Source organism: Micropruina sp., assembly GCF_047602085.1.
GTDB lineage: Bacteria > Actinomycetota > Actinomycetes > Propionibacteriales > Propionibacteriaceae > Micropruina.
On sequence record NZ_JASGID010000002.1, the window covers coordinates 859,906 to 882,012 of the forward strand.

Sequence of the window (22,107 nt, forward strand, 5' to 3'; positions counted from 1 at the left end):
CGTCCTCAGCGGCAAGCCGCAGCAAAGGAGGGCCGCTCCCCTGAACCGTGTGGAACCGTCCCCTGAACCGTCCTCGTCTCGAGCTAGGGGGTGCCCAGTTCGAACTCGTCGGCATAGATCAGCCGGTTCTCCCGGGTCGGGGGGCTGTGTGGGTCGCCGAGGTTCGCCGGGTCGCCGACGAAGGTCTCCCATTCCTCGATCCGCACCCGGTGCGTGCCCGGGGTGGTCGGACGAACGAACGGCAGCCCCTCGGGCACGTCCAGTTCGCCGGTCCAGACCAGGTTCGCCAGCGAGCCGGCGTAGCCGCGCACGATCAGGTCGGTCACCTGCACCGTCGTCCAGGCCAAGTCGCTCGTGGCGCCGGGGTCGCGGGTTTGCAGTTTGGCTCGCAGCACCCGGTTCGCGCCCACTGCGGCCACCCCGGCCAGCGCTCGCTCAGCAGCGCTGATGCCGACGGTGCTGACCGGCCGCGCGCCGACCAGCGACGGGGTGGCGTCGTGGTAGCCGACCGGGCCTGAGACCAGCACCCGCACCCGGTTTTCGCTGGTGCGGCTGACCGAGGCGGTGCGTTCCGGCACGATCTGCACATAGTCGCAGCGCACGGGCTTCGACAGGTGCCGGCCGGGCACGCTGTAGGGCTGGTAGCGCACCAGCGACAACTGCACGAACGGCCAGAACCTGGCCGGAAAGCCGATGTCGACGAACCACTTGCGTCGCTCCAGGTTGTACTGCGGACGGTACGGCACCACCATCACCTGCACGTTCGGGTCGTCCGCCGACGGGTAGACCTGCGGCCGGCCCGACGGCCCCGCCACCGAGTCGTAGTCGTCGAGGCCCAGCGCGCTGAGCAGGTCGGTGAGCCGCACCGCGTCGGAGTTGTCGATGTCGCTGCCGGCCCAGAACGGGTCACCGCCCCACTGGCTGGTGAAGGTCGTGGTCGGCCGCTTGCCGCCGACGGTGAGCACCACCCCGATCTGTTCGTCGGCGCCGGTGACGAACCACGGCCGCTCCAGGTACACCCGCACCCCTGAGCGCCGGGTGCGCCGGCGCGCCATCGGCTGGTCGGGCTCGCTGGCGTCCTCCCAGCGGAACAGCGGAATCACCGAATGCACCAGCGGCGGTGCCGGCAGGGTGCTGTTCGGCACGTGCACCTCGATCTCGGCGCTGACGCTCGAGCGGCCGTCGTCGATCGGCAGTGCCGGGTCGGTCTGCGACGGCGGCAGCGGCGTCAGCTCCTCAGGCGCGAAGTACTCCCGGAACCGGGTGGTGGCCCGCAGCCGGTAATGCACCAGCCGATGTTTGGTGTCACCGAACTCGTGCACCGCCCGGTGCCCGCGCACGTGCCCGATCGTGTCGTCGTCGTAGGTGTGGTCGGGGTGGGTGCCGGTGAGAATCGCGATGTCCTCCCACGGCTCGATCGCCGTCGTGGCGGCCACCTGGCGTTGGTTCGGCAGTTCCTTCCATTTTTCGTCCGACAGGTCGTCGACCACGTCGGTCCAGCGGGCGTCGATCAGCAGCGAGTCGCTGCTCGGCCCATGCAATTGCACCCCGCCCAGCAGCATCACGTTGGTGGCGCTGGCGGCCCGATAGATCGTGAAGCCGATCGGTTCGGGGGCCTCGATCGGACGCGGCACCGCATGCACCAGACTGAGTTCCGAGGGCGGAGTGAGCGGCCACAGCCAGCCGTTGGCCGCCGCCTGCGCCACCCCCGGCCACTGCCGCAGGGCCTCGGGTAGCTGCAGCCAGACAGCCATCACGTCCAGGTCGTCGAGGGTCAGGGTCGACGACAGCTTGGTCCGCAGTGCGGTCCCGGCCGGCAACGACAGCCTCACCAGGTGCGGCTCGACCCGTCCGTTCAGTTCGGCCGCTCCGTCGAGCACCAGCCGGTACCCGTCGATGGCCGGCCAGGCGGACGGCTGGTCGTCGGTCGGCAGCGCGCCCGGGTAGCGGGCGGTGAACCCCTCGACGCCGAACGGCGGCACCATCGTCTTGTCCTTGCCTGCATCGGGAAACACGAAACCCAACCCGCGGGCCAGCACGTCGGGCAGGTAGGGGGTGTGCAGCAGGTCGGTGTCGTGCACCACGTACTGGCCGGGGCCGGGTGCCTCGCCGGGGGGCAGGGGCAGGCTCTTCAGTTCCCCGGGGGAGGCGCCCGGGCCATGCACCAGGGCGATGCCCGGCTGCGGGTCGCGCACCCCCGGGTCGTTCAGCCGTGGCACGTCGAGATCGAACAGGGTGCCCGACTCGCGAATCGCGGCATGCAGCCACAGGTTGCGGGCGGCGGCGTCGGGCGAGGCGATGGCCGCGTCGAAGGCGCCGTGTTGCTCGGCCTCGAGCTGGCTGGTCTTGGGCGGCACCAATTGCCGCTCGCAGGTCGCCTCCCGGCCGGGATTGGCCACCGCGTACTGCTCGGGGGTGCCGAGCGAGATCGCCAGCGACGACGGGTCCTGGCTCACCCAGGAGCGAATCACCAGCACCTGGTTCGACTCGCCCTCGGTGAACAGCCGGCGCGGCACGATGGCCGGTGGGGGCACCGGTTGCCAACGCACGAACGGCAACTCGGCCGAGACCGCGATGGCCTCCGACGTGCCCAGCGGCCCGGCCAGCAGGTCGGGGTCGAGAGCCAGCCCGCTGCGAATCACGTCCGGATTGAGCGTGGCGGTGGCGGCGGGTGCCAGGTTGTCGTCGTTCAGCCCGGTGGCCAGCACGTCGCGCACCTGGGCCAGCGCCGAGACGGGCTGCTCGACGGCGTCGCCGCGGCGCGACTGCAGGCGGCCGACGATCTGCGGCAGCACCTGCGCCAGTTGCAGACCCTCACCGCCCTGCCCGGCCTCGATCGGCTGCGCCGCCGCAGCGGCCTCGATCGGACGCTCCCGCAGTCGGCTCAACGCCCCGCTGCGGAAGTCGCGCAGGGCGGTCAGGTCGGCGGTCTGCACCGCCACCGGCCCGGCCGGCGGTGCCACCTCGGCCTGCGGTGCCCCGCCGGCGGGTTCGACGTCGGGTTGCGGTGGTGCACCGATCGCGTGTGGCCGCGAATTGCAGGCCAGGTCGACGCCCCAGACCCGGAAGCTGTAGCGCCGGCCGAACCGCAGCCGCGGCAGCGTGCCCAGGCCAGCCCAGCGCTCGATCAGCACCGGCGTCGACGGGTCGGTGGGCGGCGCCGGGGTGGCGATCACTTTCTCGACGCCGTCCTCGCTGACCACCGGCAGGGCCGGACGGGCCGCCGACAGGCTCCACCCGTCCCACCCGAACACGGCCTCGTGCACATGGATCGGCGAATCGTCCTTGCCGGCGTGCGTGGCGGCCGATTCTTGCAGGAACGCGATGTCGTCGAACTCCAGGGCCCGCCCGTTCAGTACCTGCGCCTTCACGTGTACCTGGTGCAGTGAGCGCCACAGCCCGGTCACGTTATCGTGCACCTCGACCCGGACGCCCTGCATGACGTCTTCGGTGGCCATCAATGGCGCGTCGGGTGCGGGCAGCAGCGCCGGTTGGCTGCGCACCTGGTCGAGCACCGAGCCCTGCCGGCCCATGGCCCCGGCGGTGGTGGCGCCGTTGTTCTTGCGCGCCACGGTGAACCCGGTGGTGCGCAGCGCCGGCGGTGCGGCGTTCGCCGGAGCGCCCTGCAGTGCCGCGGCGACGGTGCGCGGGTAGCTCGACAGGTACTGCTCGGTCTTCAGCGCGGCACCGTCGGGGTCGAGGTCGAGCAGGTCGAACGAGTCGACGTTGCCCACCGGCAGCCGTCCGTTGATCCACTGCGACTCGTCTTCGGCTCGGGTCACCAGGGCCCGCCCGACCGGGCGCACCGCAACCCGGACGACCTTCGTGGCATCTTCTCGGCCCGGGATCAGAATGCGTCCCAGGAGCCATTCGCTAGCGGCCAGCCGCTCGGCCTCGGACTTCACGTCGACGACCAGGCCGAGCCTGCGCTGCAGCGGCCCATGATCGTTGACCAGTGAGACCCGGGCGTGAAAGTCGGGAATCTGCTTGTCGGGCGGGGGCGGTCCGGGGTTGTCGGGGTCGGGCCGCGGCTGGTAGTCGGTTTCCTCCTCGGGGTGGGAGTAGAACCGGCGGGCGCGGTGCAGTTCGACCATGCTGGCACCCAATTGGCTGCCGATCGGCAGATCGTCGGGCAGTGAGTCGTTGGCGAAATACCGGCCGGGGGTGCCGAACTCGGCCAGCGGCACGCCCTCGCGGGTGGCGGCATCGAGCGCCTCGGTGAGGCCGGTCTCAACCCGTCCGACCAGGTCGAGGGGGTTGAGCTGCCGGCGGCCGGTCGCGCCGCCGAGGGTCTCGAAGATGCCGGTGCCGTACCAGGGCAATTGCTGCACGGTGGGGGCGTCGACGCCGTTGACCATGGTGGCCATCAGGTTCACCATGCGGGCGATGCCAGCGGTGGCGCCCGGGTGAAAGGTCCGCCAGGGCCGCTGCTTCCAGTCCGGCGTGACGAAGGCGGTCACGGGCGTCTCGGGCGGGAAAACTTCCTCCCACAGACCGTCCTCGATCGCACCGAGCAGTGGTTCGCAGGCGAGCTCGCCGTTCTGGTCCTCCAGCACGAACCGGGCCTGCGCCAGGGCCTTGGCCCAGTGCTGAAAGACCTCGGTGACCGCCAGGGTGTCGCGCGGGTCGTCCACCTCGATGTCGGGTGAGACGAACAACGAGACGTGGAAGTCCGCGTCCGGGCTGCATGAATAGGGCAGGGCGACGACGGTGAACTGTTCACGCATGATTCGGCTCCTCAGCGAAGGCCAGGCAGTACTCGTCCCACAGCGGTGAGGTGAAGTCGGGTTGCACGCCCATCACCTCGGCGAAGCTCGGGTCGCCGTTGCTGCCGGCGAATTTGCGTTCGCACGAGATCTCGACCGAAGCCGAGAAGCAGAGCACCTTCACCTTCACGGTGATCACGGCCCGGCCGACCAGCTTGCCGCTGGGGAAGTCGTAGCTGAGCGACAGGTACAGCTCGATCGAGGCGCTGATCAGGCCCAGTACGTCGACCTCGCCGCGCAGCCTGAAGTAGGCGGTCAGCGAACCCTTGTCGGCCTCCATGCGCAGGTAGATGCCGAGCGCCATCGACACCGAACCCGAGGCCACCCCCAGGTTCACCGACAGGTACGCGCCCGCCTCGAGGCCCAGTTCGAGCACCTCCAGGCCGCGCGGGCTGAGCCGAATGCCGAACCAGCCGCCGCCGCCCAGGCACAACACGGCCAGGTTGAACGGACGCTCCCGGCTGCAGAAGCCGAAACCGACCGACACGATGTCGCCCAGGAACGGCACCCGGACGTCGGCGGCCAGCGACATATTCGACAGGCTGAACACGCCGATGGCCAGGTTGGGCAACTCCAGGGTGAAGCCGGCCACGACGCCGTCCGGGGCGACGTCGACGTAGGGAGGGTCGCTGAAGCCGTCGAGTGGGATCAACTGCTTGATGCGTTCGACGAACGACAAGATGCCGACGAACTCGATGTTCCCCACCGCGGCGTCGACCTCAACCTTGCCGCTGCTGCCGGCCTTGAAGCTCAGGTGGTCGAAGGGCAGCTTCATCATCGGTTCGCCCGGCGGCAGAATCAGCGCGAAGCCGCGCAATTCGGCCAGAATGTCGAGCTTCGGCTTGGCGCCGGCCTGGCCCTCGACGGCCAAGGTGAAGCCGTTCTTGGGCAGTTTCAGAACCGGTTTGGTCTCGTCGGGCCACGATTTGAGCGTGGGCTGCCACTTGTACGAGAACCGGGCCTGCGCCACGCCGGTGGCGATGCCCTGCACGAAGTCGACCACCGACTGCACCATGCCGACGTCGGTGGCCGCGCTGCGCAGCGCCGCGGTGAGGGCGGTCAGCCGGTTCTTGGCCAGTGGGGTGAGCTTGGCGGCGGCGGCCTCGACCGCGGTCAGTGCCCCGGCCAGCTCGTTCAGTGCGGCGGCCAGCCTGCCGGGCGCGTTGGCCAGATCGCCGGGGGCGTCGATGATCGCCTGCAGCACCCCGTCGGCGGCGGTCAGCACCGGTGCGACGACGTTCTGGGCACTGGAGGCGGCGTCTTGGGCCTTGGCCAGCAGCTCCCCGGCCAGCGCGGCCCGGCCCTGGGCGGTGAGGTCGTTCGCGGTGTCCTGGGCCTGGGTCAGGGCCGCCTGGGCCTGGGCGGCGGCGTCGGCGACGGTCTGCTTCAACTCGTTCAGGTCGGCCATCAGGGCCTCGACCTTGGCCAGCGACTCGGTGACCAGCGCGGGGGCGTCTTTGAGCCCGAGGGCGTCCAGTATGGCGGTCAGCGGCACGAACCCGAACAGCTTGGGCAACGCGGCCCCCAGGTAGGCCATCGGGTCGAAACTGCCGGACGCCACCCCGGCCACGTCGCCCACCGGCCCCTGGACGCGTGAAATGCCGGCGATCGGCAGTGACGGCGCGACGAACCCGCCGGCACCGCCGCTGGAGGCCCCGCCCTGGCCGAAGCCCAGCACCGGCGAGCTGGCCAGCTGTGCCCAGACCTGGCCGGCGTTGCCTGCCTCGAAGCCGTGGCTGAGCCAGGCTTCGGCATAGCTGAACGGCTGCGGCCCGGTCGGGTTCATTCGCTCAACGGCCGGAATGGACGCCTTCGCGGCCTTCAAGTGCGGCACCGCCGTGGTTTGCAGGTCGTCGCCGACGAAGCTGAGAGCGGTGGTCGGCACGGCGGTGTCCTTGCCGCCGGGTTCGGAGGGCACGAATGCGATGTTCTGGCCCAGGCCGTTGGTCTCGCCCAGGCCGGCGAATAGGGTGCCCGGGTCTTTGCCGGCCGGGAACGGACGCACCGCACCGTCGGCAACCCAGACCAGGCCTGTCGGCAGCTTGGCCTCGTGGCCGTCGATGTCGAGGCAGTGCAGTACGAACTGGAATACCCCGCCACCGGCCTGCACCACGAAGCAGGTGACTTCTTCGGCCGGTGACGGTTCGGGCGACAGGATCGGCGTGATGGTCGGAGCGATCTCGACCCGGGTGAACGGCAGGTCGCGGGCGGCGTAGGTCTTCCACGGTTCGCCGACCACGATGAATTTGCGCTGAAACAGGGTGGCCTTGGTGTCGGGCGGCTTGATCTTCCGCTCGGTCACCTTGACCAAGGTGGCCTTGTGGCCGAATGGGAACAGGTGCCCGGGGTAGGCCACCCGCACGTATTGGTCGCGGCCCATCGGTGCCTCGTGGTCCCACGACAGGATCGAGCCCATCTGCTGGTTCGACCACGGGTCGGTGTTCCACAGGCCGTGCAGGTCGAGCCAGGCGCCCAGGCTCGACAGGTAGAGGCGGGTGGCGTCGACCGGGGTGGGGTCGGTGATCGTGACCCGGTTCTTCGCCCAGGTCTCACTGGTCTGGCGCACCAGCATGTTGCGGTCGCGCGGGTTGAGCGACATGCGGAACGGATCCTCGCCGGGCGGCACCTCGGCGCTGGCCCAGTTGGGGTGCTTCTCGCGGTCGCGGGCCCAGATCGCCCGAATCGTCTCGGGCTGCTCATTGACGGTGCCTTCGCCGCGATGCCCGAGCCGGGTGTGCCACAGCTCGACGGCCGTGCCGGAGCCGTCGGGCACCGGGTCGTGGGCGTGCGTCCAGCCGCTGTCGGCCGCCGGCGAGATGACGAGCCGGTAGGGCGCCTCGATCGCGGTCTCGCCCACACCGGGCGGGCGGCTCAGCTTGGCCGGGTTGCGAAAGATCGGCACGTCGATGCCGACCCGCCAGTCGTCCACCAGCGTGCCGACCGATGTGGCGGCGGGTGCGGCCAGCGTCGCGCGCACCTGGGCGAGCGTGCGGGCCAACTGGGCAACCCCGGTGCTGGTGTCGAGCGCGAGCACCTGGTGCACCTGGTCGGCCTGCGTCACCTGCTGGATCAGCCCGGCATTGGCCAGCACGTTCACCAGGTGGGTGGCGAGCGTGGCGTGGCTGCGCACCTGGCCGGGCGTGGCCAGCGGGTGCACGGCCATGGTGAACCGGGCCAGGGCGTCCAGAAAGCCGGTGGTGCTCACCTCGACGGTGGCCCCGGCGGGCACCTGCACCACCACCCGGCTGGCCCGGGCCGGAATGCCGTCGACGGGGTAGGCAGGGGTTTCGGCTGCCCCGGTGGACGGCTTCGGCGGGCCAGCGGGGTTGTTCGGGTCCGGTTCGGGCGCTGGAATGCCCTCGTAGAAGGCCCGCTCGCCCAGGTGCTGGAACGGCAGTGTGAACACCAGCAGGCCGCCGGGGCCGTCGGCTGCCGCCGTGAGCGTGTCGTCGGCCAGTTCAAGGCCGGCGGAACTGACCACCAGCGACACCAGGTCGGCCGAGCGGATCACCTCGAAATGGTGGTCGAGGGTGACGGCGGGGGCGTCCGGAATCTGGGCGTTGCCCTCGGGGATCGGCCACCTGATCACCGGCCCCACCAGAATCGGATCGGCCCGCAGCGGCGGAACCCGAGGGTCGATCTCGACCAGGTCCCCGATCGGGCGTTGCAGCGAGGGGCCCGCCTCGACCTGGCCGCGCCGGGGGTCGACGGCCACGGCGATACGTTCGGCCGGCTGCTGTCCGACCGGACCTTCGAGGGGTTGCTCGACGGGGTGGTGCACCGGAACGTCGATGGGCCGGCGCCGTTTCGGCTCGACCCGCACCTGCTCGTCGAGTGTGGGCTTGCGCCGCTTCGCCGCTGCCGCCTCGGCCGACTGCACGCGCTCGGCTCGCAGTTTGTCGGTCGCCTTCAGTGTGCGGCCGGGGGCGGGTTCGATCGGTCCGGACATCTGAACTCCTCAACTGTCGGCACCATCGGTCAGTCTGCGCTCACAGTCCGGTCACAGCCAGGGGGAGAATTGCTTAGGGAGCCGCTGATCTTTCGCTGGTCGAGCGTGTCGAGACCTCGAGCAGAGTGCTCTCACGAGGGGTTTCGACAGGCTCGACCAACGGTGGTTGGGCTTGTCGTAACCCCCTGCCGTAGCGGCGTGTCCAAGGTCTCGACAGGCTCGACCAGCGAAAATCGCTGCTTCTTGGCCGCCCAGTCTCTGTTGGTCCGAGTGACGGCTCGATGCCAGCCGTGCCGGCTCGGGGTGCCGTCGACCGGCTCAGTCGAGCCGGACGCCAAAGGCGTCGGCCTGTGCCGGGGTGTCGACGTCGGAGGTCAGCCCGGGGGCGGGAACCAGCCGCAACCGGAGGCCGGACAGCGTCGACTTCAACGCAGCGCCGTCGACCTCGGCCGGCAGGGCACTGGTCAGGGACCGGCGGCAATAGCGGCCGGCCAGGTACTGCGGCACGTCGCCCGAATCGACCAGGCAGGTGCCGTCGGTGCCGAGTTCGGCGGTGGTCAGCAGAGAGACGATCTCGGCCACCCGGGGCAGGTCGCAGGCCAGCACCAGCACCTCGCCGTCGGGCTGGGCGGGGGGCAGGGCGGCCAACCCCGCGGCCAGCCCGGCCACCGGTCCGCCGAACGGCGGGTGTTCCAGCGCCAGCAGCGCCGAGCCCGGCGGCAGGTCGTCGGGCAGATGGGGTGCCACCACCACGACGTGATCGCAGCCGCCCCGATCGCGGCAGGCGGCCACCGCGTGAGCGACCAGCGATCGTCCGCGCAGCACGAGTTTTCCCTTGTCGCGCCCCATGCGCGCCGAGCGGCCCCCGGCCAGCACGATGGCAGAGCGACTCATGTCGGCAGCCTAGGGAAGTACCGATCAACGCGTCCATCGGTGGTTGAGCTTGTCGAAACCCCTAGCCGCAGCGCCCCGTTTGAGGTCTTGACATGCTCGACCAGCGACGAATCAGCGTTTCCCCCTGTGGGTCGTCGAGCAACCCGATGCGCTCGCCGGCCAGCCGTTGCCGCAGCGGGTCGGGAAGGGTGGTGGTGTCCATGGGTCCACCCTGCGTGGCCGGACGGGCCTCCGGCAGCCGGTGCTTGCCGGGGGTGACTCTGCCCTGCGCAGATCCACTGCCAGCCGAACTGCCCCGCCGGGGGCGAATCAGCCCCGCCTAGCGGCGGTCAGGGGCAGTTGGACCACTCGGCCGTGCCGTCGGCGAAGTGCTGGTGCTTCCAGATCGGCAGCCGTTGCTTGACGGCGTCGATCAGGTCGGAGCAGGTGCCGAAAGCCTCGGCCCGGTGCGAGGCTGACACCGCGGCCACCACGGCCACCTCGCCGACCGCCAGAGTGCCCACCCGGTGCTCTACCGCGATCGCGTGGACGCCCTCGCGCCCGGCGAACTCGACGGCCACCTCGGCGATGATCGTTGCCGCGCTGGGGTGGCCCAGGTAGTCGATGCCGGTCACCGTCCGGCCGTGGTCGTGGTTGCGCACGACGCCGGCGAAGGTGACCGTCGCCCCGGCCCGCTCGTCGTCGACGAGCGAACTGAGCCGGTCGGCCTCCAACGGCACGTCGCGAATCGCGGCGCTGGCCACCCGGGCGCTCCACTCGGTCATTGCGGGCAGTCTAGAGAGTCCGCAGGTGGGGCTGTCGAGTCGGGCCTCGTTGCGCTGTGTGCATGAGTGCCGCCGGCGAGCGAAGGCGTAGCGAAGCCACGTCGAAACCCCTTGCCACAGGGCGATGACCGAGGCCTCGGCAAGCTCGACCAACGATTTCTTCAGGTCGGGAGACACGCCAAGGGCCTGCGCTGGGCAACGGACGACGGCTCAGCACGGTGCGCGGGCAGTGACGAGTGCCTGCGGCCCGCATGCGCAACGGCCTCCATCGGGTGCCGCTCCAGCGCGGCTACCCGGCAGCCGGGCCGCCCACGCCTACCCTGGGCGTATGGCTCGACGGCGGGGGTGGGTGGTCGGCCGGGTGTTTCTCCGGCTGGTGGTCGTCGGGGCCCTGATCGGAACCGTGGTGGTGATCGGGCCGGCCTGGTACGTCAAGGCCGTCACCGACGACCGGATGATGAGCGTCGACGAGGTGCCCGCGCAGCCGGTTGCCCTGGTGCTCGGGGCCGAGGTGTACGCCGACGGGCAGCCGTCTCGGTATCTGCAGGCTCGCCTCGACGTGGCCCATGAACTGTTCGCAGCGGGCAAGGTGAAGGCGATCCTGGTCTCGGGCGACAGCAGCACCCGGCACTACAACGAGACCGACGGCATGCGCGATTACCTGATCGCGAAGGGCGTACCGGCCAAGAAAGTGGTCGGCGACTACGCCGGCTTCGACACCTACGACTCGTGCGTGCGGGCCCGGCAGGTCTTCGGGGTGAGCCGGGCCATCGTGGTCAGCCAGACCTATCACCTGCCCCGCGCGCTGGCCACCTGCCGGGCGATCGGCTTGGAGGCCTGGGGCGTGGGCGACGACACGGCGAAGACCAACCAGGAGGCGTGGAGCTACGGCTCGCTGCGCGAGCTGGGCGCCAACCTCAAGATGATCTGGGACGTGCTGAGCCAGCGCCAGCCCACGTTGGGGCCGCGCGAGAAGAGCGTGGACGAGGCCGTCCGGGCCTGACGCTCAGGGAGCGTTGATTTTCGCTGGTCGAGCCTGTCGAGACCCGGCTATGCCGCCTTGGCAAGGGGCTTCGACAGGTTCAACCAGCAGTGGTTGGGCTGATCAGTGCTTTCGTGGGCGCCGGTCAGTGCACGTTCATGGTCTCGGGGTCGGGGCCGACCCGGTGGCCCGCGTCCAGAGCGTCGATGGCCAGCATGTCGTCGGCGCTCAGTTCGAAGTCGAAGACGTCGGCGTTACGCTGCAGCCGCTCCCGGCTCGACGCCTTCGGAAACACGATCAGCCCACGCTGCACGTGCCAGCGCAGAATCACCTGGGCCGGGGTGCGACCGATCCGGTCGGCGATTTGGACGATCACCGGGTGGTCCAGGTCGGCGGTGCGGCCCAGCGGGCTCCAGGCCTCGGTGGCGATGCCCAGGGAGTCGTTGATGCCGACCAGTTCGTACTGGGCCAGGCTGGGGTGCACCTCGATCTGGTTCACCGCCGGCACCACGTCGCTCTCGGCGATCACCCGGCGCAGGTGCTGCTCATGAAAATTCGAGACGCCGATCGACCGGGCCAGGCCATCGGCACGAATCTTCTGCAGGCTGTGCCAGGCCTGCAGATAGGTGTCGTACTGCGGGGTCGGCCAGTGAATCAGGTAGAGGTCGACGTGGTCGAGGCCCAGCTTCTGCAGCGATTCGGCGATCGCCGCCTCGGCGTCGGTCTGGCGGCTGTTCCACAGCTTGGTGGTGATGAACAGTTCGTCGCGCGCGATGCCCGACTCTGCGATGGCTGCGCCCACGGCCTGCTCATTGCGGTAGATCGCGGCGGTGTCGATGTGCCGGTAGCCGAGTTCGAGCGCGGTGAGCACATGCTGCTTGGTCTGATCGGCCGGCATCAGAAAGACGCCGAGGCCGAACTGGGGAATGGTGTTGCCGTCGTTCAGGGTCACGCTGGGTGTGGTCACGATGCTCCTCGATCGGGTTCGCCTGTCGCCTCGACTGTGCTGGTTGAGCTTGTCGAAACCCCTGACCGCAGTGCATCTGCGAGGTCTCGACAAGATCGACCAACGATTGATCAGCGTTTCCCCAGGCAAGCGCTAGTCAATCATGCTCCGGCGGCGCTCCAGGCAGTTGATTTGAGAATCCAGATTCTAACCTGAGGAGGCGCTGATCAGTGCGCCTGCCGCTGGTTGAGCTGCGTCGAAACCCCTTGTCGCAGCATGATGGCCGAGCTCTCGACACGCTCGACCGGCGAAAGATCAGCGTTTCCCTAAGGGGCTGCTGAGCAGCGTAATCACCGCTGGTTGAGCGACGTCGAAACCCCTTGCCGCGGGGGGCATGTACGAGCTCTCGACACGCTCGACCAGGGAAAATCGGCGCCTCCATAGGGCTGGTCAGGCCCACCCGCACACTGGGTCGAAGAGGGTTCTTCCCGCGCGCCGACGGCCCGGACGCGCTCGGCGTCGCTGCGGTCTCGATCATTGCCTCGATGATGGTGGGGGACTCCGGGCAGGAGTGTGAATTCTTCGCGCGCCTGACACCGTGGTCAGCGGCGGCAGCGGGCGACGATCGTACTGGTGCGAAGATTTCACACTCGTGGCCCGATCCACTCCAACGCCGCGAGCGCATCGTCGCTGGCCGCGAAGGTTGCAGATCGGGCTGGCAATGACGGGCGCCGGCCCGGCGTGGTGGGCGTGCCCTTGGTTGCGACTTTGCGCGGCAGCCACCGCGCGACGTGGGAGGATTGACCCGTGCTTTCCCTGCCCGTGCTGCTCACTGAACGTTTCCAGGCCGTCACCGGGGTAGACCCCGAACTGCGTCCGGCGACCAAACCCCAGTTCGGGCATTTCCAGAGCAACGTGGCGTTGCGCCTGGCCAAGGCCGAGGGCAGGCCGCCGCGCGAGATCGCGGCCCGGATCGTCGCCGAGGCTGATCTTGCCGATCTGTGCGAACCGCTCGAGATCGCCGGGCCGGGTTTCATCAACATCCGGCTCAAGCGTGAGGTTCTGGCCGGTGTGGTCACCCAGATTCTGCATCAGCCGGATGCCGTGATAGAGCAGGCGCCAGAGCCGAAGCGGGTGGTGATCGACTACTCGGCACCCAACGTGGCCAAGCCGATGCACGTTGGCAACCTGCGCTCCACCATCATCGGCGACTGCTTCGCCCGGGTGCTGCGCGCCCAGGGCCACACCGTGATCGCGCAGAACCACATCGGCGATTGGGGCACCCAGTTCGGCATGCTGGTGGAGCAGATCCTGTTCGAGGGCATCGACGCCGACACCCTCGACCTCGACTCGTCGGTCGCACTGTACCGGCGTGCCCAGGAACACTTTCGTGGCGACGAGGCCTTTGCAGATGCCGCCCGTCGCCGGGTTGTCGCGCTGCAGAGCGGCGACGAGCAGACCCGGGCCATCTGGCGGTCGTTGATCGAGGTGTCGAAGGCCGGGTTCAACGCCGCCTACGCCCGGCTGGGGGTACTGCTCACCGATGACGACCTGGCCGGTGAGTCGCTGTACAACGACAAGCTGCCCACGGTGGCCGCCGATCTTGAGGCAGCCGGCATCGCGGTGGTCGACGACGGCGCCCTGGTGGTGTTCGTGCCGGGCGATGACGCGCCGCTGATCGTGCGCAAGTCTGACGGCGGGTTCGGCTACGCCGCCACCGACCTGGCCGCGGTGCGCTACCGGTTCGGCGAGCTCGACGCCCAGCGCATCATCTACGTGGTCGGCTCGCCGCAGGCGCATCACTTTGCGCAGGTCTTCGCGGTGGCCCGGACGGCCGGCTGGGTTCCTCAGGACGGGCTGCTCGAGCACGTGGGTTTCGGGTCGGTGCTGGGCCCCGACGGCAAGATGTTCAAGACCCGCGACGGCAAGACCGTCACCCTCGACACCCTGCTCGACCTGGCTGAGGAGGTGGCCGCGCCCGAGATCGCGATGGCGGCGGTGAAGTACGCCGACCTGTCCACCTCGCTGCACAAGGACTACGTCTTCGACGCCGACCGGATGGTCGCCACCACCGGCAACACCGGGCCCTACCTGCAGTACGCCCACGCCCGGGTGAGCGGCATCCTGCGCAAGGCCGGGGCCGAAGGGTGGGCCTTCGATGGTGTGACGGTGCTCGACGAGCCCGCCGAGCAGGCGCTCGCGCTGTTGCTGTCGCGGTTCGGCGAGGTGGTCGCCGAGGTGGCGGTCAGCCTGCAGCCGCACAAGCTCTGCACCTACCTGTTCGACACTGCCACCGCGCTGAGCAGCTTCTACGAACAGTGCCCGGTGCTGAAGAGCGAGGGTGAGGTGCGGACGTCCCGTTTGGCGATCTGCGCGGCCACCCGGACGGTGCTCGGCAAGGGTCTGGACCTGCTGGGCATCGTGGCACCCGAGCGCATGTGACACGACACGAGAAGGGTGCCGCTCAAGCCATCCATCGTTGGTTGAGCTTGTCGAAACCGTGAGCTACGTCGAAACCGTGAGCTTGTCGAAACTTGGGGCTGTCGAAACCCCTGGTCAGGGTGCCCGAGTCCACGTCTCGACAGGCTCGATCGACGGGTGGTTCTCGACAGGCTCGACCGGCGGGTGGGTCTCGTCGGGCTCGACTGGTGGGTGGGTTTTGTGGGTCTCGACAGGCTCGACCGGCGGGTGGGTTTTGTGGGGCTCGATCGGCGGGTGGGTCTCGACAGGCTCGACCGGCGGGTGGGTCTCGATCGGCGGGTAGGTCTCGATCGGCGGGTAGGTCTCGACCGGCGGGTGGGGCTCGACCGGCGATGACCGATGCCGGGACTACTCGTCGACGTCCTCGCCCGACTCCAGGTCGCCGCACTCGACCAGCCGGACGCCGTGGGCCCGCAGGTACGAGCCGCCGCCCTCGTCGCCGCTGAGTGAGCGGGCGAGGTCGCGCCAGTGCTCACGTCCGATCAGCACCGGGTGGCCGGGGCGACCGTCGAAAGTGGCTCTGACCAGGCAGTCGGTCGCCAGGTAGGGCAGCAGCCGGCGCAACGTCTCGGGGTTGCCGCCGGGAATGTCCACCGGCGTCACCGCCACTGCCGACGGGGGAGCGGTGCCCGCCGACTCGGCGCTGGCCAGGCCGGTTCGCAACGAGGCCGACAACCCGCGCTCCCAGCTCGGCGCGTAGACGGCGGTCGCATGGGCGGGCACCAGCTTGCGGGCCCGCATCACCTCGGCACCCAGCACCACGATCACCTCGGTACAGCCGCCCGCGAGCAGTCGCTCCACGGCCAGCACCACCCAGGCAGTGCCGTCGTCGGTGCGGCGCAGCGCTTTGGGCCCGCCGGCTCGGGCGCCGCGTCCGGCCGCGAGCACGAGACCCACGACCGGGCCGAGCGGCGGCTCGTCCGGGGTGGGCGTGTTGCGCATCAGGCCACCCGGTGGGTGAGCCGGTCAGCGTCCGGCACCGCGTCGAAGTCGGGGGCCACCACCTGCCGCCCCTGCACGTGCACCTGCGCGATGGCTGCCTCGCGCAGCCCCATCAGCACGGTGAACAGCAACTGGTGGAGCGCGCGGTGCTCGTCGGGTTCATTCCCGGCCGCGGCCACAGCGAGCGCGAACAACTCGTCACGGCCGGGGTCGATGGTGACGAAGTCAGCCTCTTTGCCCAGGTCGAAGTTGCCGAACCGGTCGCCCTGGTCGAGCGCCTGCGCGCCGGCCAGGGTGGCCAGGTAGAGCAGTTGCGGCGGGCTCAGTGCCACCGAGGCGTCGGCGGGTTCTGACAGGTGCACCTTGTAGGCGTCGTTCGCCACCCGCGGGATCAGCCATTCGTCGCCGGCGCCCACGTCGGTGCCCAGCGCCACAGTCACGTCGTGCGCGATCGTGCGGCGCCACGGCATGGTGCCCGAGCCGAGAAACTGCTGCGAGGTGGGGCAATGTGCGATCGCCGTGCCCGAGGCCGCCAGCCTGGCCAGTTCGGCGTCGGTGCAGTGCACGGCGTGGGCCATGATCGTGCGCGGCCCGAGCAGCGATTCGCCGCCCACCTTCGAGCCGGGCAGAAAGCGTCCGTCGTAGGTGTCGAGATAGCTGTGTACCCGGTACAGATCGCGGACGGCGGCGATCTCGCCGTCGCCCGGACGGTTGTTCTCATTCAGGTGGGTGTGCACGTACACCCCGCGTTCGCGGACGCCGGCGTACAGCTCGCCGAGCGCCGCCAGGGTGCGCGGGGTGACCGACAACGAGAACCGCGGCACCACCGCCACATGCAGCAGTGCGGACGCCACGTCGCCGGTGTCGGCGCAGTGCCAGCGGTCGATCTCGTCGGCCACCAGCGTGATCGCCTGATCCTCACCGGTGATCAGTGGGGCTGCGCTGGCCGGCCCGACGGTCTGAATGCCGCGGCCCGACACCAGACGCAATCCGGCCGCTCGGGTCGCTTCGAATAAGGCGTCCTGGGCGCCGGGGAAGGCCGAACCGAATACCATCGCCGCGGTGGTGCCGACCTGCGCCCGGCGCCGGGTGAACCGCCGCGCGATCACCTGCGCATAGTCGTCGGACGCCAGCCGCGCCTCGGCCGGGAATACACAGTGCTCCAGCCACTCCAGAAGCTGGCCGCCCCCGTAGGCGTCGGTGGTGTAGGTCTGCGGGTAGTGCAGGTGGGTGTCGACGAAGCCGGGCAGCAGAATCGCCGAACCGTCGCCGAGCACCGGCCAGGAGGCGTAGTCCGACGGCAGTTCGGCGAACCGACCGGTCCAGGCGACGCGGCCCGTGGCGTCCACCACGAGCGCGCCGTCGGGCACGGAGACCAGGTTGTCGTCGGCACCGGCCAGCCCGGTGGCGCCGGTGATGTGCAGCAGGTGCCCGCGGTGCACGCCCGCGGTGGCACCCGTCGCACTGGGCGGTGGTGCGGCAGGTGGTGCCGCGGGCCCTGCTGCGGTGCCCAACTCAGTGCCCGTACTCGGCTGCGATCGCAGCCTTGGCGGCAGCGATCGGGTTGGCGTCGGCCACCTTCTCGTTGAACCGGTGGTTCAAGATCTTCGCCACTTCGAGCAGCCCCGCCGCCTTCTCGGCGGCCGGCGAGTTGGCCAGCCGCGTCCAGCCGTGCGCGATCACCTTCTCGTAACGGTCGACGTCGGCGGCGCTGACCACCAGCGGGAAGCCGAATTTTTGCTCGAAGGCGGTGGTCAGCTCGTTGAGGTCGTCGAGGTCTTCACCGGCCAGCTCCGGCAGGCCCTTGACGCTGTGGTCATCGGCGTAGCGGGCGTGCGCGGTGTCTTGCAGGCTGCCCAGGTCGGGGAACGACCGCAGCAACTCCAACTGCTGTTCTTCGGTCGCACCGAGCAGGGCGTCTTGGAAGGCGGCCCGCAACGCGTAGGCGTCCTCGAACGGACGGGCGGCGAACGCGGCGTCGACCGCCCACGGGGCTCCCTGCACCAGGTCACCGAAGGTGTCGGCGAACGCGTCGCGGGTCATCGTGTTGGTCTGTTCGATGGTGACCAGTGAGACCCCCGGACGCCCCGCCACCGCTTGGCCGTGGCCGCCGCCGGTGTGGAAGAAGAGCAGGTTGAGCCCGATCGCGACGATGGCGCCCAGGGTGATGCCCGAGCCGAAGAAGATCTGGGCCCAGCCCGGGAAGGCGCCGGCGATCGCACCGTAGCCGGTGATCAGCCCGGCGGCGCCGATCGTGGTGCCGACCACGATGCCGTTGCGGTGGTCGGTGAAGTCGACCTTCTGCAGGGTCTGGATGCCGGCCACCGCCACCGCCGCGAACAGGGCGAGTGCCGCACCGCCGAGCACCGGGTGCGGAATGCCGGCCACGATTGCGGCCGCCTTGGGCAGCAGGCCGAGGATGATCATGATGCTGCCGGCCGCGACGACCACCCAGCGTGACTTCACCTGGGTGAGCCGCACCAGGCCGACGTTCTCGGCGAACGCCGTGTAGGGGAATGAGTTCAGCACGCCGCCCAGCGTGGTGGCCAGGCCGTCGGCCCGGATCGCGGCCGAGATGTCGGAGGGCCGCACCCGCTTGCCGACGATCTCGCCGGTGGCGTAGGCGTCGCCGGTGGTCTCGACCATGGTGATCAGCATCACGATGATCATCGACAGGATCGCGGTGATCGAGAACTGCGGAACGCCGAAGTAGAACGGGGTGGTTACGCCGATCCAGCTCGACGAGGCGACGTCGTCGAAATGGGCGTCGCCCAGGAAGAAGGCCACCAGGGTGCCGGCCACCAGGCCGAGCAGCACCGCGATGGTTTGCAGAAAGCCGCGGGTGAAGCGCTGCACCACCAGGATCAGCGCCAGCGTGCCGCCCGCATAGGCGAGGTTCTTCAGCATCAGTTCGGGGTTGCGCAGCGAGTAGTCGAACATTTCCACCGGCGTGTAGGCGCCGGTCGCGTCGATCACGACGCCGTTGAGGCCGCCGATCGCGCCGAACGAGATGTCACCGGCGGCGACCGGAACCAGGGCGACACCAATGATCAAGATGATCGACCCGGTCACCACGGGCGGAAAGAACCGCAGCAGCTTGGCGAAGAACGGCGCAACGAAGAAGGTGAACAGGCCGGCCACGATGACCGCGCCGTAGATGGTCAGCAGGCCGTCGACCGGGGTGCCGCCGGTGCCGATCACCGCCATGCCGATGGCGATCATCGGCGAGACCGCGGTGAACGTGACGCCTTGCAGCAGCGGCAACTTGATGCCGACCCTCCAGGCGCCCCGGCCGAAGCCGACTGCCTGCAGGATCGATGCGATGCCACAGGTGAACAGGTCGGCGTTGATCAGATGGATGAGCTGCTCGCTGGTCAGTCCCAAGGCGCTGGAGACCAGAATCGGCACCAGCACTGCGCCGGCGTAGAACGCCAGCACGTGCTGAAAGCCGTAAGCTGCCAATCGTGGCGCGGGGAGCACCTCGTCAACTGGATGCACTCGGGCCTTGGTGACTTCTGAGGCGTGCACTGTGTCTGTCGCCATCGCGACCCTCCTGCATGAAGAAGCTGCACCGTCCGTTTGGGCGGCGGGAATAATCCTGTGGCCTCAGTGACCCCGTATCGCGGGCGCGCGAGTGTTGTTAACACTGTCTTCACCGCACTGGAACAGGGCCGGGCGATGCTGATCGGCAAGCAGCACCGCTCTGCCCGGAAGGGGACGTGATGTTCGAGATCGCCGACCAACTGCTGACCGCCCTGGACGCCGGTGCGCCCGTCGCGGTGGTGACCGTCACCCGGGTGCTGGGCAGCGCACCGCGTCCGGTCGGGGCATCGATGGCCGTGGTGGGTGGTTCGGCAGCGACTCAGCAGCGCGTGCTGGGTGCGGTCTCGGGTGGCTGCGCCGAGGCTCGGGCGCATGAACTGGCGACGGGCGTGCTGGCGGCGGGTGGCGTGTGCACCGAACACCTCGGGTTCGACGAGTGGGCGTTCGCGACCGGGTTGTCGTGCGGCGGCCAGTTGCGGGTGCTGGCGCACGAGCTGGACCCATCGCGCATCGATCTGATCGCCGAGTTGCGGGCAGCCGCGGCGGGTCGGGACGCCGCGCTGGCGCTGGTCTCGCGTGGGCCGTCCGACCTGCTGGGACGGGTGGTGACGCCGACCGGCGGCGACGCCGTGCTGCCGCGAGAGGTGCTGGCCGCGGTGCGTGCCGAACTCGCCGAGCGAACCGTCGACGGGCGCTGCGGCAGTCTCGAAGCCTCCGGCGACCTGGAGTTCGCCGTGCTGGTGAACAGGGTCCGGCCGCGGCTGGTGATCGTCGGCGCGATGGACGTGGCCGGCGCGTTGAGCCGGCTCGGTGGGCAACTCGGCTACCGGGTGAGCGTGGTGGACGCCCGGGCGACATTCGCGACGAACCAGAGGTTTCCCGACGCCGACGAGGTGGTCGTGGAGTGGCCGGCCCGCTACCTGGCGGCGACGCAACTCGACCGGCGCAGCGTGATCGCGATGCTCAGCCACGAGGAGCGGTTCGACATTCCGGCCCTGCAGGTGGCGCTGGCCGGGCCGGCCGGGTACGTGGGGGCGATGGGGTCGCGGCACACCCACACCCGTCGGGTGGCGTTGCTGCGCCATGCCGGAGTCAGTGCCGAGGCGATCGCCCGGCTGCACTCGCCGATTGGGCTCGACCTGGGGGCGTCCACCCCGATGGAGACGGCGGTGTCGATCATGGCCGAGGTGATCGCGGCGCGCACCGGAGCGGGGGCTGAGCCGTTGGCGACCGGCTCGGGAGCGATCCACTGTGCGGTGGTGCCGGCGTGATCGCTCGCACGGTGATCGCCGGTGCCCACCTCGTCACGGTCGACGCAGCCGGTACGGAGTACCCCGACGGGCATCTGGTGATCGACGGCGCCGAGATCGTCGCCGTGGGCGGCGGAGCTCCGCCGGCCTGGGCGCTGGACGGCAGGGCGCCGGACGGCTCGCCGTCCGGCGAACCGGTCGGGTTGACCAGAGTGGACGGTCGCGGGCGGTTGCTGACCCCGGGGCTGATCAACACCCACCATCACCTGTACCAATGGCTGACCAGGGGATATGCCCAGGACTCGGTCCTCTTCGACTGGCTGACGAGGCTGTACCCGATCTGGGCGCGAATCGATGCCGACCTCACCCACGTGGCGGCGCTGGGCGCGATGGGGGTACTGGCCCGCTCAGGCTGCACCTTGGTCGCCGATCACCACTACGTGTTTCCGCAGGGCTCCGGCGACATCGTGGGTGGCATCGTCGCTGCGGCGACTGAGATCGGGGTACGGGTGCACGCCACCCGCGGTTCGATGGACCTGGGCGCCTCGGACGGCGGGCTGCCGCCGGACTTCGCCGTCGAGACCACCGCGGCCGCCCTGCGGGCCAGTGCTGAGGCGGTCGCGGCACATCACGATCCGTCCCGCGAAGCGATGGCCCAGGTCGCGCTGGCACCGTGTTCACCGTTCTCGGTGACCGCCGATCTGCTGCGCGAAGCGGCGGCACTGGCCCGTGACCTCGGCGTCCGGCTGCACACCCACGGCTCGGAAACTCTCGATGAGGACGCCTACACCCGGGAGCGGTTCGGTATGACTCCGACCGAGTACCTGGAGTCGGTGGGCTGGCTCGGCCCGGACGTCTGGATGGCGCACTGTGTGCACCTGGACGACGCCGCGATCGCTCGCTTCGCCGCCACCGGTACCGGGATGGCGCACTGCCCCACCTCGAACGCCCGGCTGGGTTCGGGGGTGGCGCCGGTGCCGCAGTTGCTGGACGCGGGTGTCGCGGTCGGGCTCGGCGTGGACGGGGCGGCGTCGAACGAGTCGGGCAAGCTGGGCGAAGAAGTCCGGGCGGCCGTGATGATGAACCGGTTGCGGGCCGGAGCCGACCGAATGTCGGGCCGAAAGGCCTTGTGGATGGCCACCATGGGCGGAGCGAAGGTACTCGGGCGCGATCGCGAACTGGGCTCGCTCGAGGTCGGCAAATTGGCCGATGTCGCCCTGTGGCAGGTCGACACCGTCGATCACGCCGGGTTGGTCGACCCGGTCGCGGCGCTCACTTTGGCCGCCCAGCCGCCGCTGGCCCTGCTGCTGGTGCACGGCCGTCCGGTGGTCGCCGACGACACCCTGCTGACCGTCGACGAGCCGGACGTCGCCCAGCGTGTCGCTGCGGCGTCCAGAGATCTGGCCAAGCGGGTCTGAGTAGTTCCTCGTTGGTCGAGCTTGTCGAGACCAGGGTGTGCTGCTGAGGGGTTTCGACAAGCGCAACCAACCCTCGGCGGTGGTACGCCGGGGACGGTTCTTTTCGGTCCATTTCGAAGCGTTCCGGACCGGAGAGAACCGTCCCCGCGTACCGGTGTGGACCGGAGAGAAC

Annotated in this window: 13 protein-coding genes; 4 read left to right on the forward strand and 9 right to left on the reverse strand. The window is 69.8% G+C overall.

Annotation, left to right across the window (positions count from 1 at the left end):
* Positions 1 to 83: 83 nt before the first annotated feature.
* The 5 genes from QM721_RS04790 to QM721_RS04810 all read right to left on the reverse strand — a co-directional run bounded on the left by QM721_RS04790 (position 84) and on the right by QM721_RS04810 (position 10,373).
* The gene (locus QM721_RS04790) at positions 84 to 4,727 is read right to left on the reverse strand and encodes a hypothetical protein (protein ID WP_415119511.1); all 4,644 of its coding nucleotides are present in this window, start codon (positions 4,725 to 4,727) and stop codon (positions 84 to 86) included.
* Positions 4,720 to 8,715 (reverse strand): hypothetical protein, encoded by a 3,996-nt coding sequence (locus QM721_RS04795; RefSeq protein WP_415119513.1) that lies wholly within the window; start codon positions 8,713 to 8,715, stop codon positions 4,720 to 4,722. The genes QM721_RS04790 and QM721_RS04795 overlap by 8 nt, the downstream gene beginning before the upstream one ends.
* Positions 8,716 to 9,033: 318 nt before the next feature.
* Positions 9,034 to 9,609, reverse strand: a complete 576-nt coding sequence (locus tag QM721_RS04800; protein WP_415119515.1) for a molybdenum cofactor guanylyltransferase — start codon at positions 9,607 to 9,609, stop codon at positions 9,034 to 9,036.
* A gap of 61 nt (positions 9,610 to 9,670) precedes the next feature.
* The gene (locus tag QM721_RS04805; protein WP_415119517.1) at positions 9,671 to 9,811 is read right to left on the reverse strand and encodes a hypothetical protein; all 141 of its coding nucleotides are present in this window, start codon (positions 9,809 to 9,811) and stop codon (positions 9,671 to 9,673) included.
* A gap of 127 nt (positions 9,812 to 9,938) precedes the next feature.
* The gene (locus QM721_RS04810) at positions 9,939 to 10,373 is read right to left on the reverse strand and encodes a molybdenum cofactor biosynthesis protein MoaE (RefSeq protein ID WP_415119519.1); all 435 of its coding nucleotides are present in this window, start codon (positions 10,371 to 10,373) and stop codon (positions 9,939 to 9,941) included.
* Between the two features lie 328 nt (positions 10,374 to 10,701).
* Between QM721_RS04810 and QM721_RS04815 the strand changes: the two genes are divergently transcribed.
* Positions 10,702 to 11,376 carry a SanA/YdcF family protein gene (locus QM721_RS04815; protein ID WP_415119521.1) on the forward strand — a complete coding sequence of 225 codons (675 nt, stop codon included), beginning with the start codon at positions 10,702 to 10,704 and terminating at the stop codon, positions 11,374 to 11,376.
* A 124-nt stretch (positions 11,377 to 11,500) separates the two neighbouring features.
* Here QM721_RS04815 and QM721_RS04820 read toward each other — a convergent pair whose 3' ends face one another.
* Entirely contained in the window at positions 11,501 to 12,322 is an 822-nt protein-coding gene (locus tag QM721_RS04820; protein ID WP_415119523.1) for an aldo/keto reductase, read from the reverse strand.
* Between the two features lie 786 nt (positions 12,323 to 13,108).
* Here QM721_RS04820 and argS point away from each other — a divergent pair.
* Positions 13,109 to 14,743 carry an arginine--tRNA ligase gene (argS, locus tag QM721_RS04825; protein ID WP_415119525.1) on the forward strand — a complete coding sequence of 545 codons (1,635 nt, stop codon included), beginning with the start codon at positions 13,109 to 13,111 and terminating at the stop codon, positions 14,741 to 14,743.
* A 387-nt stretch (positions 14,744 to 15,130) separates the two neighbouring features.
* Here the strand turns inward: argS and QM721_RS04830 are convergent, their stop codons facing one another.
* From QM721_RS04830 to QM721_RS04840, 3 genes are all read right to left on the reverse strand, one after another.
* Positions 15,131 to 15,724, reverse strand: a complete 594-nt coding sequence (locus tag QM721_RS04830; protein ID WP_415119527.1) for a nucleotidyltransferase family protein — start codon at positions 15,722 to 15,724, stop codon at positions 15,131 to 15,133.
* Positions 15,724 to 17,166 carry an amidohydrolase family protein gene (locus QM721_RS04835; RefSeq protein WP_415119529.1) on the reverse strand — a complete coding sequence of 481 codons (1,443 nt, stop codon included), beginning with the start codon at positions 17,164 to 17,166 and terminating at the stop codon, positions 15,724 to 15,726. Before QM721_RS04835 ends, QM721_RS04830 begins: the two co-directional genes overlap by 1 nt.
* 73 nt (positions 17,167 to 17,239) lie before the next feature.
* The gene (locus QM721_RS04840) at positions 17,240 to 19,267 is read right to left on the reverse strand and encodes a solute carrier family 23 protein (protein ID WP_415119531.1); all 2,028 of its coding nucleotides are present in this window, start codon (positions 19,265 to 19,267) and stop codon (positions 17,240 to 17,242) included.
* Between the two features lie 179 nt (positions 19,268 to 19,446).
* Between QM721_RS04840 and QM721_RS04845 the strand changes: the two genes are divergently transcribed.
* On the forward strand, positions 19,447 to 20,538 hold the full coding sequence (locus QM721_RS04845; protein WP_415119533.1) for an XdhC family protein: 1,092 nt from the start codon (positions 19,447 to 19,449) through the stop codon (positions 20,536 to 20,538).
* Positions 20,535 to 21,935, forward strand: coding sequence for an 8-oxoguanine deaminase (locus QM721_RS04850; protein WP_415119535.1), 1,401 nt, complete (start codon positions 20,535 to 20,537; stop codon positions 21,933 to 21,935). Before QM721_RS04845 ends, QM721_RS04850 begins: the two co-directional genes overlap by 4 nt.
* Positions 21,936 to 22,107 lie beyond the last annotated feature (172 nt).